Here is a 16,039-nt window from a genome sequence, read left to right as displayed (position 1 = left end):
TTTTGAATTGATAGGGAGTAGCACTCGTGTGGGCTTCATGACGGACCTCGAAATACTCCGCTCAGCTGGTTGTATACGCTGTCCACCGCACCGTATCGGCGCTTTGACTCAACGCAAACAAGACGCTCGCCTTTTCTCCACATTTGGGAGCAAAATAGCCGGTATCGTTTGCGAAATTGAGACGCAGTATGGAGGCGCTTTATGGAATTTCCCTTGGATATCAGCTTCCGCAACATGGATCCCTCCGAGGCAGTCGAAACGCGTATCCGCGAAAAGGCCGCCAAGCTCGGCCGGCTCTACAACCGTATTATCGGCTGCACGGTCGTCGTCGAAGCCCCTCACCGACATCACCACAAGGGAAAGCTCTACAGCGTTCACATCGACATCAGTGTCCCCGGCAAGGACTTGGTCGTGGACCGGGCGAAACCGCTCGACCACGCCCATGAGGATGTCTATCTCGCGGTTCGCGATGCGTTCAACGCAGCGGAACGCCAGTTGGAAGACCATGCGCGCCGGATGCGCGGTGATGTGAAGAACCATCCGGCGGCCCGTGACGGCGCCGTTCCGCCCGCGGAATAATCCGCTTAGGCTTTCCAAAAGGGTTTGACATCGGCGAAGCGCGCGTAAGCGTGCTTCGCCGTTTTCATCAGCGCCTTCTCTTCGCCGGGGTCCACTTTCGGCACGGGCAGCGTCACGGACTCGTGCTCGCCGCCGACGTTGAAGATCGTCCGCCGGTTGGCAATGTCGTTGAGCGTACCGAGCGAATCTTGCAGCAGTTCCAGCGCCGCGAGCGATTTCCGGCACCTCTTGACTTGGCTCTTGCCCGGAAACGTCGCGCTAAAGAATTCGCTTCCGTACCGCATCCGCTTGGCATGGATACGCACCTTGTGTCGCTCGGGCGCGCTCAGCTTCGCCAGGCCTTTCCCCTTCTTCACCACGCTTCGGCGCAACCGCGAAAGCTTCGCCGACGCATAGTCCGCGACGGGCTTCGCCGCGAGCGGATTTTCGCCGCGGGTCCAATCGCCAAACTCGATCCATGCCCCGAGATTTAATAGCGCCATGCGGAAGCGCGCCGAACCGGTCGCTTCGACGGCCGCCCGCTGAGCCTCGGCCCGCGCTTGGCGCACACGACCCTCGACGGCCTTCCATCCAGGGTCGTCGGGATATTCCGCGCGATGCGGCGCCACGATGTCGGAGCTGAATACGTCGAGATCGCGGGCGGTTCCGAGGTGGTTGGCAATCCACTTGAGTTCGGCGGCAATCTGCGGGCGCTCCGGGCCGTCCACGACATCTCCAAATAGCAGGACCGCTGCCCGCATGCGCCGGAGCCCGACTCGCATCTGGTGCAGTGCCTCGGGCTTGCCCTGGCGAGTTCCATTCAAATTCGCGAGCACTTGGCGCAGGCAGTTGCGCGTGGCGATGCGAAAGGCGTTCGCGCAAGTCTCATTGGGGGGGATGTCGACGGGAAGTGCTTTTTCGAAGTCGGGCTCGCCGCCGTCAAGGAGATCGAAACCGCGTTCAGCCTTGGTCTTGACGCTTAGGGTCAACGGCACCGTCTCGGCGAGACGCTTTGCCAGCGCGAACAGGACGGCCGCACTCCCGGACTTGAGCTCGAGTTCCAACTCGCAAACGCGCGCCCGCGCCTCTCCGGCGACGATATCGCCCTGATCGACCGCCGCCTCGATCAGGTTCCCGCCATCGTCGATTAGAAATGTCCGGCGCATGAACATCGTCTCGAAACGCGGGGCAAGCGCCGAGCGCACTTCATCGCTGAGCAGCGGCTCCAGAGCGGTTCCCGCGGCCGCCGACAGGTCGTAGCCTTGCTTCGGCAGATCACATTCCCACTCGCTCCGCTCCAAGAACTCGCTCTCCGCGCGCGCGGTCTTGATGGTTTGGACATAGCCCGTTCCGGTTCGGCGCACCCGCAAGAAGACGCCCGCCTTTCTCAGGCAGTCGTCCGGCGTGTCGTAGTAGACGGAGAGAAGCTCGCGCTCTTTAGACTCGATGACGCGCGGTCCAGGCGGCGCGCCGTCCCCTGAAGCCAAGAGGGGATGCGCCAAAACGGCTGCGGCGTGCTCGGGGTCAAAGACGAGCTTGAGCTCGATCTCCTTTGCGTCACTCTCCGGCGTCTCTCCGGACACAATCCCCTCCCAATTCGAACGGTGGCGGCACGCCAATACCGTTTGTGGCGATTATCCTAGCCTTGAGTAACAGGAAGGTACATGTCGCGGCCACCGGACAGACCGCCCCATGGCCTTTTGGACTGCCGGCAGAAAGCCTCAGGCGGATCGCACCTGCGAGAACTCCAACAGACCGGGCCCCGCAAAGAGCCGTGTTGGAGAGGTGCGCACAACGCGCCCTTCCCCGACAGGCACGGCGGTGTCGTCGGGACCTATGAACACGACCCTGTTCCGGCCAGCGCTCTTGGCGGCGTACAGTGCCGCATCCGCGCGCCGGAAGAGTGTCGAGAGCCCGGAGTCGACATGCAGATCGGCGGTAACGCCGATGCTTACCGTGGCGCCAACCGGAAGGCCGCTCACGAAACCCGCCGACTCCGCAAACCGCGCCCGCAGACGCTCCGCCGCATCAACCGCTTCCTCAGCCCCGACACCGGGCAAAATTGCCGCAAATTCCTCACCGCCGAGGCGCCCGATCACGTGGTTGTCGCCAAGGCTCAACTGCGCGACCTTGGCGAAGAGCCGCAGCACCTCGTCGCCAAGCGTGTGGCCGAAGGTGTCGTTCGTATCCTTGAAATAGTCGAGGTCCGCGATCATCAGCGAGACCGGCGTGCCGCCGCCATGGACGCGCCGCTCGACAACGGCCTCCGCGACCTCGAACAGGGCCCGCCGGTTCGGCAACCCGGTCAGAATATCCGTCTGCGCGCAACGCCGCTGCTCTTCCTCGTCTCGTTCCTTTGCCATGGACAAGACAATGAAGGCGAGAGCGACACGCAGCAGCAGGGTCGCGAGCACGACGAAGGGAAGCCATTGGTTGGTCATCGCCGCGGCGATGGACTCGAGCGGTACCGTAAAGGCAATCGGGATCCAGGAGACATAGGAGACGCTCGCGAGCACCAGCAGCGTGATGGCCGGCCAGGACTGCGATGCATCGGGCATCCGGTTCAGCTCGTAGGCCGCCGCGAAGCCGTAGATCGCAAGGATCGAACAGACCACCACGAAGCGGTCGTCCAACGACGGCGCAAGCCCTAGGGACACGCCAAGCAGAAAGGCGGCCGGGCCCAAAAGTATCCGGAACGGTGCCGACGGGCGGCCTGCGAAGAGCCGAGCGGCATGCCACCTCATGCCCGCGGAAAGTATGGAAAGGCTGGCACCAAATAAGACGCCACCGGTGAATCCATAGATGGCGGACACGAGCATGGCTGCGCCGCCAAGGCTGAGAACCAAGATGGCCAGCCCCCACGAGCCGACGAAGCGCGGCGCGGCCTCGAGCGACCAGCCGTCGCGGCCCCACGTGAGCAGCAACATGCCAGCCAAGATCGCCGCCACAGCAACGTCTGCGGCCGAAATTGTTAACAAGTCGAGATGCATACCAATTCGTATTGTGAGGCCCGAGTGCCCAAGACTACTCCCAGGGCCGACAATACCATCGTGCGGTGACGGCGCACGTGACATTCTACACACTGCAGTCGCGGCCCCGACGCCGGAGAGCGAAGCGGACGGTCCCCAACCCGCCGACGGCGCCTACCCTAGCCCTTGACGGTCTGGAACAAGCTGGCGTTCGGGCAGAACGGTTGCGGGTCGCCGGCGGCGTTGGCGGAGAGCCAATTTGAGCAAGCGTCCTTGCACTCGCAGGCATGACAATTGGCGCGAGCGCGTATGTAGGATTGACCGCCGTCGAGATCGACGACGTCGAATTGCTCCACCCCGACTGTCTCCATCATGTCCTCCATAAGGACCTGACGGTGGAAGCCGGCGAGTTCAGGCTTTGGATCGGTCATGACGTTTCCCCGGGCCGCGCGGATTGATGCCGCGCAATCCGGGTAATGGACGACAGAGTAAAAAGCGTCACCTTGAGTTGGATCAAGCGATCCAGGGCCCACTAAGACGCATTATTGCGCTCGATACCGGCGCGGATGAGCTCTCCGGCCTCGCCGACCTCGGCCCAGCGCGTGACCTTCACCCATTTTCCGGGTTCAAGGTCCTTGTAGTGCTCGAAGAAATGGCCGATCTGCTCGACGAGAATCTCGGGAAGATCGCGGTAGCTGGTCACACGCTTGTAGTAGGGATGCAGTTCGTCGATCGGAACGGCGATAATCTTTTCGTCAATGCCCGACTCATCCTCCATGAGAAGAGCACCGACCGGGCGGGCACGAATAACCGCGCCAGGAGCAACAGGCGTCGGCGTGATCACGATACAGTCGACGGGATCTCCGTCTTCGGACAACGTGTGGGGGATGAATCCGTAATTCGCCGGATAGAACATCGCCGTGTGCAGGAAGCGGTCGACGAAGAGCGCGCCCGACTTCTTGTCGACTTCGTACTTCACCGGCGATCCGCCCTGCGGAATCTCGATGATCACATTGACTTCATGGGGCGGGTTATCGCCGACCGGAATGTGAGGGATATCCATAGAAACGCTCTCTCCTAAGCTCGTTGAACGGCCGGCAGATCCAGCCCCGACACCTTAGTCAAACCTGACGCCCCCCGTGCCGCATCCGGTCTGGATGTGCCGAGGGGCATTGCGCAGCCACGGCGCCCGAAAACGTCCTTGTGCATCCAAGTCGCTGATAAGACCGGCATATCGCGTCCCGCTGGGACTGGATCCGGCACCGTGCCGCGTCTGAAGTCCCGATGCTGATAGCACGTCCCGGGCAGGTTTCCAGGCCCATATCCGTGCAATTGATAACACGTCGCACCGGCCTCCAGCCCCACTCCGCGCCTGGTTCACGATCAGCTCCCAAAAGCCGCCAAAGTCCTGCCGGGTCACCACAGCGGCTGCCGGTCCTGCGAGAGTTCAGCACATGCGCCGCACGCCTTACCCCGGTCCGCACCTGTCGGTCTAGAAGCCTAAAGTAGGACGCCATCCGCCGCCGTCTTTGGTCCGCCCGGCCGTTCCAGGACGCAAGCCGCCGCCAGGGCTGTTCACCGCCCGCGCGCTTCGGTAAGTAAAAGGATCGGACGCCCAAACAAAACAAATCGGAGGATTCATGCGCTCGGGTTTTATTGCTTTCGGCATTGCCGTCGTCGCGCTCACCCTTTGCGGGACCGGCGCCCAAGCCGAAGAGATCCGCTGCCAAGCCATCCGCGACTCCGCCATGTGCGCGGCCCAGCCTGAATGCTGGTACGACGCGGCAAACAACAAGGGTTGCCTTCCCGGTCCTGCCCCGGATTCGGACCCGTGCTCCAATCATTCAGGCGAGTCCATTTGCAATACGAGCAGCTTCGGCTGCACGTGGAACGCCGGCGACGAGAAGTGCGTTTCCAAGGCTCCTTGAGGATCACTCCTCCGATACGCGGAGCGTTTCATGATCGAGTTGCTCAAAGGCTTCCCGAGCAACGTCGTGGCTATTGCCTGCCACGGCAATGTCTCGCGGCAGGACTATGATGACGTGCTGATCCCGGCGGTGGAGAAAGCGCTTCAGTCCCACGACAAGGTCCGCATGCTGTACGAGGTCGCGCCCGATTTTACCGGATACGATGCCGGCGCGGCTTGGGAGGACTTCAAGACCGGCATGGTGCACTTCACCAAGTGGGATCGTATCGCCGTCATTACCGACATCGAGTGGATCGCGGGCGCGGTGAAGATCTTCGGCGTGTTCCTGCCGAGTTCGGTCCGCGTCTACCCGCTCGCCGAGGCGGCTCAGGCCCGGCTCTGGATCACGCAAGCGCCCTAGCGCTACTCGTGCCGGAGCGCGTCGATCGGGTCGAGTTGCGCGGCGCGGCGGGCGGGAAAATAGCCGAACACCACTCCGATCAGGGCCGAGAAGGCGAAGGCGATCAGCACGATCCCAGGGTCGAAGACGAAGGGGATGGCCATACCGGCCGAAGCCGCACCCGCGAGCGCAAGCCCCAATAGGACGCCCACCACCCCGCCGAACAGGGACAACACGACTGCCTCGACCAGAAACTGCATCAGCACCTGACTTTCCTGCGCGCCGATCGCCAGCCTGATGCCGATCTCACGCGTCCGCTCGGTGACCGAGACGAGCATGATGTTCATGATGCCGATGCCGCCGACCAGCAGGCTGACACCGGCAACCGCGCCGAGCAGCATGGTCAGGATGCCCGTGGTCGCCGCTTGCGTATCGGCGATCTGCTTCATGTCAGCGACACCGAAATCGTCCTCTTTACCGCCGGAGATCCCGCGCCGTTCCCTGAGCAGCCGTTCGATGTCCGCCTGAACTTTCGACGTGTCCGCACCGTCTTCGGCCGAAACAGTGATGCGGTTGATGTCGGTATTGCCGGCGATCCGCCGCTGATAGGTGCGAATGGGAATCAGAACGACGTCATCACGATCATTGCCGAAACCGGACTCGCCTTTCGGCTCCAACACGCCGATCACCTCGCAGGAGACATTGCTCAAGCGAATCCGTTTGCCCATCGGGTCCTCGCTGCCGAACAACGCGTCCCGCACGGTCTTGCCGAGAATGCAGACCGCCTGGCCGCTGCGCGTCTCGCTATCGAGAAAGTTCCGGCCTTCCGTGAGGTTCCAGTCTTGCGCGATCACATAGCTTGCGTCCGTCCCGATCGTGCCGGTACTCCGGCTCTCATTGCCATAGACGACGGTCACGGCCTCTTGCGCCAAGGGCGCGACAGCGCGGACGCCGCGCAGCTGCTCTCGCATCTCGACGATATCGCGTGCGTTGAACGGCTTCGCCGTCGCGCTCGAGCGGCCGGGTCCCCACTGTCCGGGCCGGACGAACAGGACGTTCGTGCCGAGCTTCGCCATCTCTTCCTTCACCTTGGCCGTCGTGCCGTTGCCGATCGTCACCATGGCAATGACGGCGCTGACGCCGATGACGATACCCAGCAGTGTCAGGAACGAGCGCAGCGCGTTGCGCCGGATCGCCTGGACCGCAAGCTTCAGGGTCTCGTAAAACATCAGGCGGCCTTCTGAACGGCACTGTCGCTGGCGATGCGGCCGTCGAGAAACTCGACGACGCGGCTGGCATAGCGGGCCATTTCCAGCTCATGCGTGACCATGAGGACCGTGATCCCACGGGACCGGTTGAGGTCCACCAGCAAGGTCATGATCTCGCCGCTGGTTTTGGTGTCGAGATTGCCGGTCGGTTCGTCGGCCAGCAGCACCGCGGGGTTTGTCACGATGGCCCGGGCGATGGCGACGCGCTGCTGTTGTCCACCCGACAGTTCCGCCGGCGTGTGTCCGGCGCGCCCTGCGAGACCGACGCGCTCGAGAGCCTCCATCGCGAGCGAGCGGCGCTCCGCCTGGCGCATCCCGCGATAGATCAACGGCAGCTCGACATTCTCGACGGCCGACGTCCTGGCGAGAAGATTGAAGCCCTGAAACACGAAGCCGAGATAGTTGCGACGCAGAAGCGCGCGCTGGCTGCGGTCGAGCCCGCCAACCTCCACGCCGTTGAAGAGGTAGCTGCCGGAGGTGGGCTGATCCAAACAGCCGATGATGTTCATGGTCGTGGACTTGCCCGACCCGGACGGTCCCATGACGGCCGCGAACTCGCCCCTGGGGACGGCCAGATCGATGCCGTCGAGCGCCCGCACCTCTGCCTCGCCGCGTCCGTAGATCTTCGAGACGTTGCGCAGGTCTATGACCTTCGACGCGGCGCTGCGGCGGACCTTGTCGCTGCTCACTTGGCCGTCTCCGTGTCGACGATCAAAGGCTCGCCCACCATGAGGTCGCCTTTCACGATCTCGGTGCGTTTGCCGTCGGTGGCGCCGATGGTGACGGACCGGGCTTCGGGCGTGCCGTCGCTGAGCGTCCAGACCGTGCGCTCGGGGCCCGCCGGCTGGCCTGTGCTGCTCGGTTTGCGCAGCCGCGGGGGCCCCGGCATTAGCTTCTGCAGGAAACTGCGCTGGTCGCGCGGTTCGGCGCTGGGCGGCGTGAACCGCAAGGCCGCATTAGGCACAGTCAGCGCGTCGTCGACTTCGGCGACGATGATCTCGGACGTCGCGGTCATGCCGGGCCGTAGCAGCAGTTCGGAATTGTCCGTCGTCAGCACGGCCTTGTAGGTCACGACGCCCTGGACGACCTCCGACCCGTAGCGGAGTTCCCGAATTTCGGCATCGAAGTGTCGGCTGGGATAGGCGTCGACATTGAAACGCGCTTTCTGGCCTTCGCGAACTTTGCCGACGTCCGCTTCGTCGACGTCCACCTGGACCTCCATCTTCTTGAGGTCCTCGGCGATGGTGAACAGGACGGGCGCCTGCAGCGACGACGCCACGGTTTGGCCGGGCTCGACATTACGGCTCAACACGACGCCGGTGATGGGCGAACGGATCTGCGCCTTTTCAAGGTCGGTCTCGGCCTGGGCGAGATCGGCGCTTGCGGCGGCCACGTCGGCCTTGGCGCTTTCTTCGGACGCCAGGGCGCGCTTAAGATTGGCCTCGGCCACTTCCAGATCGAGGATGGAGCCCGCATGGGTCTTGGCCAGCTTGGCCTTGCGATCGAACTCCAGCCGCGTCTCTGCCACGCTGGCTTGCGCTTCGCTTACCTTGGCCTTGGCGGCCTGCAGCCTGGCGCTGGAGCTGTCGACGGCGGATTTGAGCTTTTGGGTATCGAGTTCGGCCAGAACCTGGCCTTCGGTCACGGCGCTGTTGTAGTCCACGAGAACCGTGCGGACGATGCCGGACAGTTCGCTCGAGATCTCGACGTCGTTGGTCGGCTGAACCGTGCCCGTGGCCGTGACGGTCACGGTGAGATCGCCTCGCGTGGCGGGCTCCGTGACGTACTGGACACCGTTTGCCGAACCGCCGCCGCCGATGAGCGCGTAAGCGAGGAACGCGGTAGCGGCCACAAGTCCCAGAATGATGACAGGACGCAACCGGCGAACGCGCGATGCCGGTTTGCCGAGGCCCAGCACCGACTCTAGTTCGGCCCTTGCGTCGTCCGGCTTGATCTTCTCTGGGGGCACGACTTCGTTCATGGATATCCTTCGGTTCACAGCCTTGAGCGAGAGCACTCGGCACCCGCGTCGACGATTGTCAAATTAGCGTCTCGCAGCACTTGTTGCCGGAGAATTTTGTAACGAAACCAAGCAACTCGAACTCCAGCAACGTTTCGAAACAAAATTCCGGCGCGAGAAACGTTCCGAAACGCATCAGCACGACCCCGGCAAAGATCGGCGCCTAGTCTCAGGCTCGCCCCTTGAGGGATCGCCCAACCTGCGGATTGCCGATGCAGATCGAGTTCACAATTGCAGCGCTTCGCATCGTCGCCGCCGTGCTGACGATTGGCGTCCTTTGGCCGATCCTTTCTCCTGCGTGGCAGCGAACGCGCCGAGCCTGGATAGCCAGCGCCTCGAAGAGCACGACTAACAACATGAGAAAGTCGAGATGAGCGAACCTTTGAAGAAATACATGACCGCAATCTCCGCGGCTCTATTCCTCTTCGTGGCCCTCTCCGGCCTTGCCATGTTCTTCGGCATCGGCAAGGACCTCGTGAAAGAGATGCACGAATGGCTCGCGGTGATGTTTGTCGTGGCCATCGGCCTGCATATCGTCCGGAATTGGGGTGGGATGAAGACATATTTCCGGCGCGGCATAATCATCGCCCCGGTCGCCGTCGCGACCGTTGCCGCCGCGGCCTTTATCGTTCCCGGGGCGCTCTCCGGACGTGAGAATCCGATGCCGGTCCTGTTCCAGTCGCTGGAGAAGGCGTCGCTGGACGACCTCGGGCGCGTCCTGAAACTGCCCGCAGACGGCATCGCGGACATTCTCGAGCAGCAAGGCTTCACCGTTCTGTCGACCGATCTCAGCGTGTCTCAGATCGCAGCCGATTCCGGGCGCCCGCCGCGGGCCACCCTCATGGCGATCGTCGAAGCCAAACGCGAGTAGCCCGCACCAAACGACATGCCCGCCTGCCCTATGCCGCCGCAGGCGCGGCCGTCTTGCGCTGGTCGATCACGGGCTTGGCCGCTGGATCGAAGATGCGGTAGGCGAGCAGCTTCACCCGGTCGTTGAACAGGAACCAGAGAAGCGCATAGCCCCAGACCATCGCGGCGAGTTCCCAGCTGATGGCCGGCATCAACACGCCGGAGACCGCGATGATCGTGGCCAAGGCCTGGGTGCCGAACACGGCGATCAGGAGAATCTTTGCCGGTGCGATCGACCAGAACGGCCCGCGCGTGCGCGTGACAAAGATGTTCAAGTGCCCCGCCACCGAGAGCTTCAGATACATCAGCGTCTGAACTACTTCGCGGTCCAGCTTCAAGACCTCTTCGCCGATATAGAACATGCCGAAGGATGCGGCGACGCCGGCAAGGCCAAGCAGGGTCGAGACGCCCAGCACGCGCCGCATGTTCCAGGCCTCGGGCTTCGGCGACGGCTTCACATTGTCATAGGCGATCGAGAGAATCGCACCGTCGTTCAGAAGCGCCAGCAGCACGATCATGATCGCGGTGACGGGATAGAAATTGAAGACGATGATCGAGAGCGTCATGAACAGCAGCACGCGGATCGTCTCCGCGATGCGGTAGATTGCGTAACTGTTCATGCGCTGGAAGATCTTTCGGGCTTCCTTGACCGCATCGACGATCACGGTGAGGCCTGGCGTCAGCAGCACGATGGCTGCCGCCGCGCGGGCCGCATCGGTCGCGCCCGAAACCGCAATGCCGCAGTCCGCTTTCTTCAACGAGGGCGCGTCGTTCACGCCGTCGCCGGTCATGCCGACGATATGACCGTGCTTCTGCAGGACATCGATGATGTGGAATTTGTGCTCGGGGAACACCTGCGCGAAGCCGTCCGCCGTCTCGATGTCGTGGTCGAGCTTCGACGTTTCGTGCGCCTTGGTGTCGCCGAACTGGCTGGCATCGAGAATGTCCGTACCGAGGCCGAGCTGGCTCGCGATCTCCTTGGCGATGGCAAGCTGATCGCCCGTGATCATCTTCACGTCGATGCCGAGTTCCTCGGCTTGCGCGATCATGTCCTTCGAGGACGGGCGCGGCGGATCGTAGAGCGGCAGTACGCCGAGGAACTCCCAGTCGCCACCATCGGAGGCTTTCGCCACGCCAAGCGCCCGGTAGCCGCGCTTCGCCAACGCATTTGTCGTCTTGTCGACATCCTCTTTGACGGCGTCCGCGTTCTTCGACAGCGCGAGGATCACCTGGACGGCGCCCTTCGTGACCTTGAACGTCTTGCCGCTCTTGTCGGCGACCGTCGCTTCGGTGCGCTTGTGAACCGGGTCGAAGGGCTGATAGTGGCCGACGGTGTAGTTCTTGAGCTCTGCCGCGTCCTTCACGCCCGCAATGACCGCCATGTCGATGGTGTCTTGGTCTTCGGCGCGAGAGGCAAGCGCGCCGTCGAGGACCAGATCGTCTTGGCTCTCGCCGCCGACGGAGACGGGGTCGCCGAGCGTCAGCTTGTTTTGGGTGAGCGTGCCGGTCTTGTCCGAACACAGAACGTCGACGCCAGCCAGTTCCTCGATGGCCGCGAGCCGGCTGACAATAGCTTGACGGGCCGCTAGACGCCGGGCGCCGACAGCCATGGTCACCGACAGCACGGCGGGCATAGCCACCGGGATCGCGGCCACCGTCAGCACGAGCGCGAATTGCAGCGTCTCCATGACGGGATCGCCACGGAACAGCGCGACGGCGAAGATCAGCGTCACCAGCGCGATGGCGATGACGATCAGGTAATCGCCGATCTTCATCACCGCTTTTTGGAAGTGGCTCGTGGTGTGCGCTTCCTGCACCAGCGCGGCGGTCTTGCCGAAGAACGTATCGCCGCCCGTGGCATAGACGATCGCATCGGCCTCGCCCTGCCGCAGGATCGCTCCGGAATAAAGAACGTCGCCGCTGGCCTTCGAAACGGGCAACGACTCACCCGTCAGCGCGGCCTGGTCGACCTCGACGGCGTCGGGTCCGAGTGACCGCGAATCGGCCGGCACAATGTCACCGAGACGTAAACGGACGATGTCGCCCGGCACGAGAAGTCGCGCGGGCACGTCGGACCAGGCGCCGTCGCGCTTGACGCGCGCATGCGGCGCGAGCTTGGCCTTCAGCGCGGCGATGGCGTTGCCGGCCTGATACTCCTCCCAGAAGCCCACGATGGCGTTGGCGAGGAGCAGCACCATGATAATGACGAAGTCGGACCAGTGATGGACGATACCGGAAAGAATGGCCGCCGCCTCGATCATCCAGGGAATCGGCCCCCAGAAGTAGGACAGGAACTTCAGAACGGGGCTGGTCGTCTTCTCGGCGATCTCGTTCGCGCCGTAGCGCGCAAGCCGCTTGTCGGCTTCCGCTTTGCTCAGTCCCGACTCGGGCGAAGTGCCAAGCTTCTGCTCGAGCTTGCCTAGATCGAGTTTCGCCAAGTTGGATTGGTTAACAGTCGCGGAGCTGTGACCGGAGCCGGATCGCGTCTGCGCGTGTGAACGCGCCGTTGTATCGCCTTTCGCATCCGCCATGGGTCGCCCTCCCCGTCCAAGCCCGCCTGGTCGACTGAAGAGCCCGCATGATGCGCGATCTGCTTACCATGCTCCAGGCTTCCCGAGACATTGTGCAAAATTATCGCGTACAAGACTCATGCGTCAGTTCTAAGACTTGATCGAAAGGCGATAGACGGACACTGTGCGTACTGGCTCCGGTCTCCTCGGAGCCGCCATCGGCTTATCAGGCTGGCACAAGCGGTGAACTTCAAGCTTCACCGGCCTGTCATTCACGTTTGTGACTTTGGCGGAAGCCTTCGCGCAGCTGAAGGCTCGAGCATGAGAAGCGTAGGAGGTTCGGGACCCGTGGCGCAGACTCAAGACAAGATCGACGAGCTGGCGATCAACACGATCCGAACTCTGTCGATCGACGCCATCCAGAAGGCCAATTCCGGACATCCGGGCACGGCCATGGACGCGGCGCCCGTCGCCTATACGCTGTGGCAGCAGTTTCTCCGCTACGACCCCAAATCGCCTCATTGGATCAACCGTGACCGTTTCGTTCTTTCGGCGGGTCACGCCTCGATGCTGCTCTACAGCCTGATCCACCTGGCAGGGATTGAAGCCGCGGATATCGGCTATCAAGACCAAGACGGCCTTGCCGTCACGCTCGACGATATCAAGAGCTTCCGTGAGGAAGGCAGCCGCTGCCCCGGTCACCCCGAATATGGCTGGACGACGGGCGTGGAATCGACCACGGGCCCGCTCGGCCAAGGCGTCGCCACCAGTGTCGGCATGGCCATCGCTGGCAAATGGCTGGCCGCGACCTACAACAAGCCCGACTTCGAGCTCTTCGATTACAATGTCTATGCGCTGTGCGGCGAAGGTTGCCTAATGGAGGGCGTCGGCAGCGAAGCCGCGTCCCTCGCCGGACATCTCAAGCTGTCCAATCTGTGCTGGATCTTCGACAACAACAACGTGACCATCGACGGTCACGCGAACATCACGTTCACCGAGGATGTGGCCAAGCGCTTCGACGCCTATGGCTGGAATGTCGTACGCGTCTCGGATGCGAACGACATCGGCGAGCTGGCCGGTGCCTTGAACGCGTTTCTAGCGACGGACGACAAGCCGACGATCATCATCATCCACAGCCATATCGGCTACGGCTCCCCCGGCAAGCACGACACGCCCGCCGCCCATGGCGAACCGCTCGGTCCGGACGAAGTGCGCCGGACCAAGGAATTCCTCGGGTTCGATCCGGACAAATTCTTCGTGGTGCCGGACGGCGTGCGCGAACACTTCACGTCTCATATGGGAAGCCGCGGTGCGGACCTGCGCGCGAAATGGGAGGCGCTGTTCGCTGACTATGCCCGCGCGCATCCTGAACAAGCCAAGCAGATCGAGCTGATCCGCGACCGGGAGTTGCCAGAAGACTGGGATGCGGACATCCCGAGCTTCGATGCGGACCCCACCGGGATTGCGACGCGCCAGGCCTCCGGCAAGGTTCTGAACGCCATCGCCGCGAAGGTCCCCTGGGTCCTTGGCGGCGCGGCAGACGTGGCCGGCAGCACGAAGGTCGTTCTCGACTATGAAGACGCCGGCGAGTTCCAGTCTTACGGCGAACTCGGCGACTATGCCGGCCACAACATGCGCTACGGTATTCGCGAGCACGGCATGTGCGCCGTGGTCAACGGCATGGTGCTGTCCGGCTTGCGGGCCTACGATTCCTGCTACCTGATCTTCACGGACTATGCGCGCGGGTCGATCCGCCTATCCTCGCTGATGGATCTTCCCGTGCTTCACATCTGGACGCACGATTCCATCAGCCTCGGGCAAGACGGGCCGACGCATCAGCCGGTCGAGCAGCTGGCTTCGCTGCGGGCGATGCCGGGACTGGTCGTGATCCGGCCGGCGGATGCCAACGAGACTGCGGAAGCCTATCGCCTCATGATGCCGCATAAGAGCCGCCCCGTGGCGCTGGTCCTCACGCGGCAAGCCGTTCCGACCTTCGACCGCTCAAAGATGGCGCCCGCATCGGGCCTTGCGAAGGGCGCCTATGTGCTGGTCGACGCAGATGGCGGCAAGCCGGACGTCATCTTGATTGGTACCGGCAGCGAAGTGGCGCTGTGCGTGGCCGCGCGGGACATGCTGGCCAAGGATGGCATCAAGGCGCGCGTCGTGTCCATGCCCTGCCGCGAGCTATTCGAGGAGCAGAGCGACGACTACAAGCGTTCGGTTCTGCCGCCGGAGATCGGCGCGCGCGTTACGGTCGAGGAAGCTTCGCCGCTCGGCTGGGATCGATACGCGGGGCCGGAGGGCATCGTGCTCGGCATGAACACGTTCGGCCTATCGGCGCCGCTCAAGGTCGTCTCGGAGCATTTCGGCTTCACGCCCGAGAAAGTCGCCGAAGCCGCGAAGAAAACATTGGGACGATAGAACTGCCGCGCTCCGCAACCCCGGAGCGCATGTCTTGAGATGACGAATCGAGGAGAGACGCAATGCAACTCGGCATGATCGGCCTCGGCCGGATGGGCGCCAACATGGTCATTCGCGCCATGAAGGCGGGACATGACTGCCACGTCTTCGACACCCACGCCGAGGCGGTCGACGGCCTCGTCGCCAAGGGCGCCAAGGGCAGCACCGATCTGAAGACATTCGTGGATGGGCTCGATAAGCCCCGCGCCATCTGGATGATGGTGCCGGCGGGCGCGGTGGACGCGGTCATCGCCGAACTCACGCCGCTGCTCGATACCGGCGACATTATTATCGACGGCGGCAACTCCTACTATCACGACGATATCCGCCGCGCCGGCGAACTCAAGGACAAAGGCATTCACTATGTGGATGTCGGCGTCAGCGGCGGCGTCTGGGGCCTCGATCGCGGCTATTGCATGATGATCGGCGGCGAAGACGACGTGGTCGCCCGGCTCGACCCCATCTTCAAGACACTGGCGCCGGGCGTGGACGAAGCCCCGCGGACGCCGGGTGCGACCGGCGAGCCCTCTACTGCCGAGAACGGCTATCTGCATTGCGGGCCGAACGGCGCGGGGCACTACGTCAAGATGGTTCACAACGGCATCGAGTACGGCATCATGGCCGCCTATGCCGAAGGCCTGAACATTCTGCACCACGGCAATATCGGCAAGACTACGCAGACCACGGATGCGGAGACGACGCCGCTGCGGAACCCGGAATATTATCAGTACGACATCAACCTACCCGAAGTCGCCGAAGTCTGGCGGCGCGGCAGCGTGATCGGCTCGTGGCTGCTGGACCTCACCGCGAGCGCGCTGCGGAAGAGCCCGGACCTCGCCAATTTCGAGGGCCGTGTCTCGGACTCCGGCGAAGGCCGCTGGACCCTGCTCGCCGCCATCGACGAAGGCGTGCCGGCACCCGTTATCTCGTCGGCCTTGTTCTCGCGCTTCGCCTCGCGCGGCAATGCGGAGTTCGCCGATAAGCTGATGTCCGCCATGCGTTTCGAATTCGGCGGCCATCTCGAGAAGAAGGACTAGAC

At 63.1% G+C, this 16,039-nt stretch carries 14 protein-coding genes; 6 read left to right on the top strand and 8 right to left on the bottom strand.

The features are described from left to right. The first annotated feature begins 201 nt into the window (after positions 1-201). Positions 202-579 (top strand): HPF/RaiA family ribosome-associated protein, encoded by a 378-nt coding sequence (locus GL4_RS06550; protein ID WP_045365844.1) that lies wholly within the window; start codon positions 202-204, stop codon positions 577-579. A 5-nt stretch (positions 580-584) separates the two neighbouring features. Here the strand turns inward: GL4_RS06550 and GL4_RS06545 are convergent, their stop codons facing one another. The 4 genes from GL4_RS06545 to ppa form a co-directional block, all read right to left on the bottom strand. Beyond that, positions 585-2,141: a CYTH and CHAD domain-containing protein gene (locus GL4_RS06545; protein WP_045365842.1), complete on the bottom strand. Its 1,557-nt coding sequence runs from the start codon at positions 2,139-2,141 to the stop codon at positions 585-587. Positions 2,142-2,279: 138 nt separating this feature from the next. Then, positions 2,280-3,506 (bottom strand): GGDEF domain-containing protein, encoded by a 1,227-nt coding sequence (locus GL4_RS16640; protein WP_208430903.1) that lies wholly within the window; start codon positions 3,504-3,506, stop codon positions 2,280-2,282. 200 nt (positions 3,507-3,706) lie between these two features. Then, positions 3,707-3,958: a DUF6455 family protein gene (locus GL4_RS06535; protein ID WP_045365833.1), complete on the bottom strand. Its 252-nt coding sequence runs from the start codon at positions 3,956-3,958 to the stop codon at positions 3,707-3,709. 101 nt (positions 3,959-4,059) lie between these two features. Further along, positions 4,060-4,590 (bottom strand): inorganic diphosphatase, encoded by a 531-nt coding sequence (gene ppa, locus GL4_RS06530; RefSeq protein WP_045365829.1) that lies wholly within the window; start codon positions 4,588-4,590, stop codon positions 4,060-4,062. A 577-nt stretch (positions 4,591-5,167) separates the two neighbouring features. Between ppa and GL4_RS06525 the strand changes: the two genes are divergently transcribed. Further along, positions 5,168-5,455 (top strand): hypothetical protein, encoded by a 288-nt coding sequence (locus GL4_RS06525; RefSeq protein WP_045365826.1) that lies wholly within the window; start codon positions 5,168-5,170, stop codon positions 5,453-5,455. 30 nt (positions 5,456-5,485) lie between these two features. Beyond that, positions 5,486-5,854, top strand: a complete 369-nt coding sequence (locus GL4_RS06520; RefSeq protein ID WP_045365824.1) for a SpoIIAA family protein — start codon at positions 5,486-5,488, stop codon at positions 5,852-5,854. Between the two features lie 2 nt (positions 5,855-5,856). On the opposite strand, the gene GL4_RS06515 is transcribed toward GL4_RS06520, so the two are convergent. The 3 genes from GL4_RS06515 to GL4_RS06505 are packed head-to-tail and all read right to left on the bottom strand — an operon-like array spanning position 5,857 to position 9,082. Beyond that, the gene (locus GL4_RS06515; RefSeq protein WP_045365821.1) at positions 5,857-7,062 is read right to left on the bottom strand and encodes an ABC transporter permease; all 1,206 of its coding nucleotides are present in this window, start codon (positions 7,060-7,062) and stop codon (positions 5,857-5,859) included. After that, positions 7,062-7,790, bottom strand: a complete 729-nt coding sequence (locus GL4_RS06510; RefSeq protein WP_045365818.1) for an ABC transporter ATP-binding protein — start codon at positions 7,788-7,790, stop codon at positions 7,062-7,064. Before GL4_RS06510 ends, GL4_RS06515 begins: the two co-directional genes overlap by 1 nt. Next, positions 7,787-9,082, bottom strand: coding sequence for an efflux RND transporter periplasmic adaptor subunit (locus GL4_RS06505; RefSeq protein ID WP_045369649.1), 1,296 nt, complete (start codon positions 9,080-9,082; stop codon positions 7,787-7,789). The genes GL4_RS06510 and GL4_RS06505 overlap by 4 nt, the downstream gene beginning before the upstream one ends. 409 nt (positions 9,083-9,491) lie before the next feature. Between GL4_RS06505 and GL4_RS06500 the strand changes: the two genes are divergently transcribed. Further along, entirely contained in the window at positions 9,492-9,992 is a 501-nt protein-coding gene (locus tag GL4_RS06500) for a DUF4405 domain-containing protein (protein WP_045365814.1), read from the top strand. A gap of 28 nt (positions 9,993-10,020) precedes the next feature. Here the strand turns inward: GL4_RS06500 and GL4_RS06495 are convergent, their stop codons facing one another. Next, the gene (locus GL4_RS06495; protein WP_045369647.1) at positions 10,021-12,468 is read right to left on the bottom strand and encodes a plasma-membrane proton-efflux P-type ATPase; all 2,448 of its coding nucleotides are present in this window, start codon (positions 12,466-12,468) and stop codon (positions 10,021-10,023) included. A 393-nt stretch (positions 12,469-12,861) separates the two neighbouring features. Between GL4_RS06495 and tkt the strand changes: the two genes are divergently transcribed. Both tkt and gnd read left to right on the top strand, forming a co-directional pair. Then, on the top strand, positions 12,862-14,961 hold the full coding sequence (gene tkt / locus GL4_RS06490) for a transketolase (protein ID WP_045365811.1): 2,100 nt from the start codon (positions 12,862-12,864) through the stop codon (positions 14,959-14,961). A 62-nt stretch (positions 14,962-15,023) separates the two neighbouring features. Continuing rightward, on the top strand, positions 15,024-16,037 hold the full coding sequence (gene gnd / locus GL4_RS06485) for a phosphogluconate dehydrogenase (NAD(+)-dependent, decarboxylating) (protein ID WP_045365808.1): 1,014 nt from the start codon (positions 15,024-15,026) through the stop codon (positions 16,035-16,037). The last annotated feature ends 2 nt before the right edge of the window (positions 16,038-16,039 follow it).

The sequence above is a fragment of the Methyloceanibacter caenitepidi genome (assembly GCF_000828475.1).
Taxonomy (GTDB): Bacteria; Pseudomonadota; Alphaproteobacteria; order Rhizobiales; family Methyloligellaceae; genus Methyloceanibacter; species Methyloceanibacter caenitepidi.
This window is presented reverse-complemented; position numbering and strand designations above follow the sequence as displayed.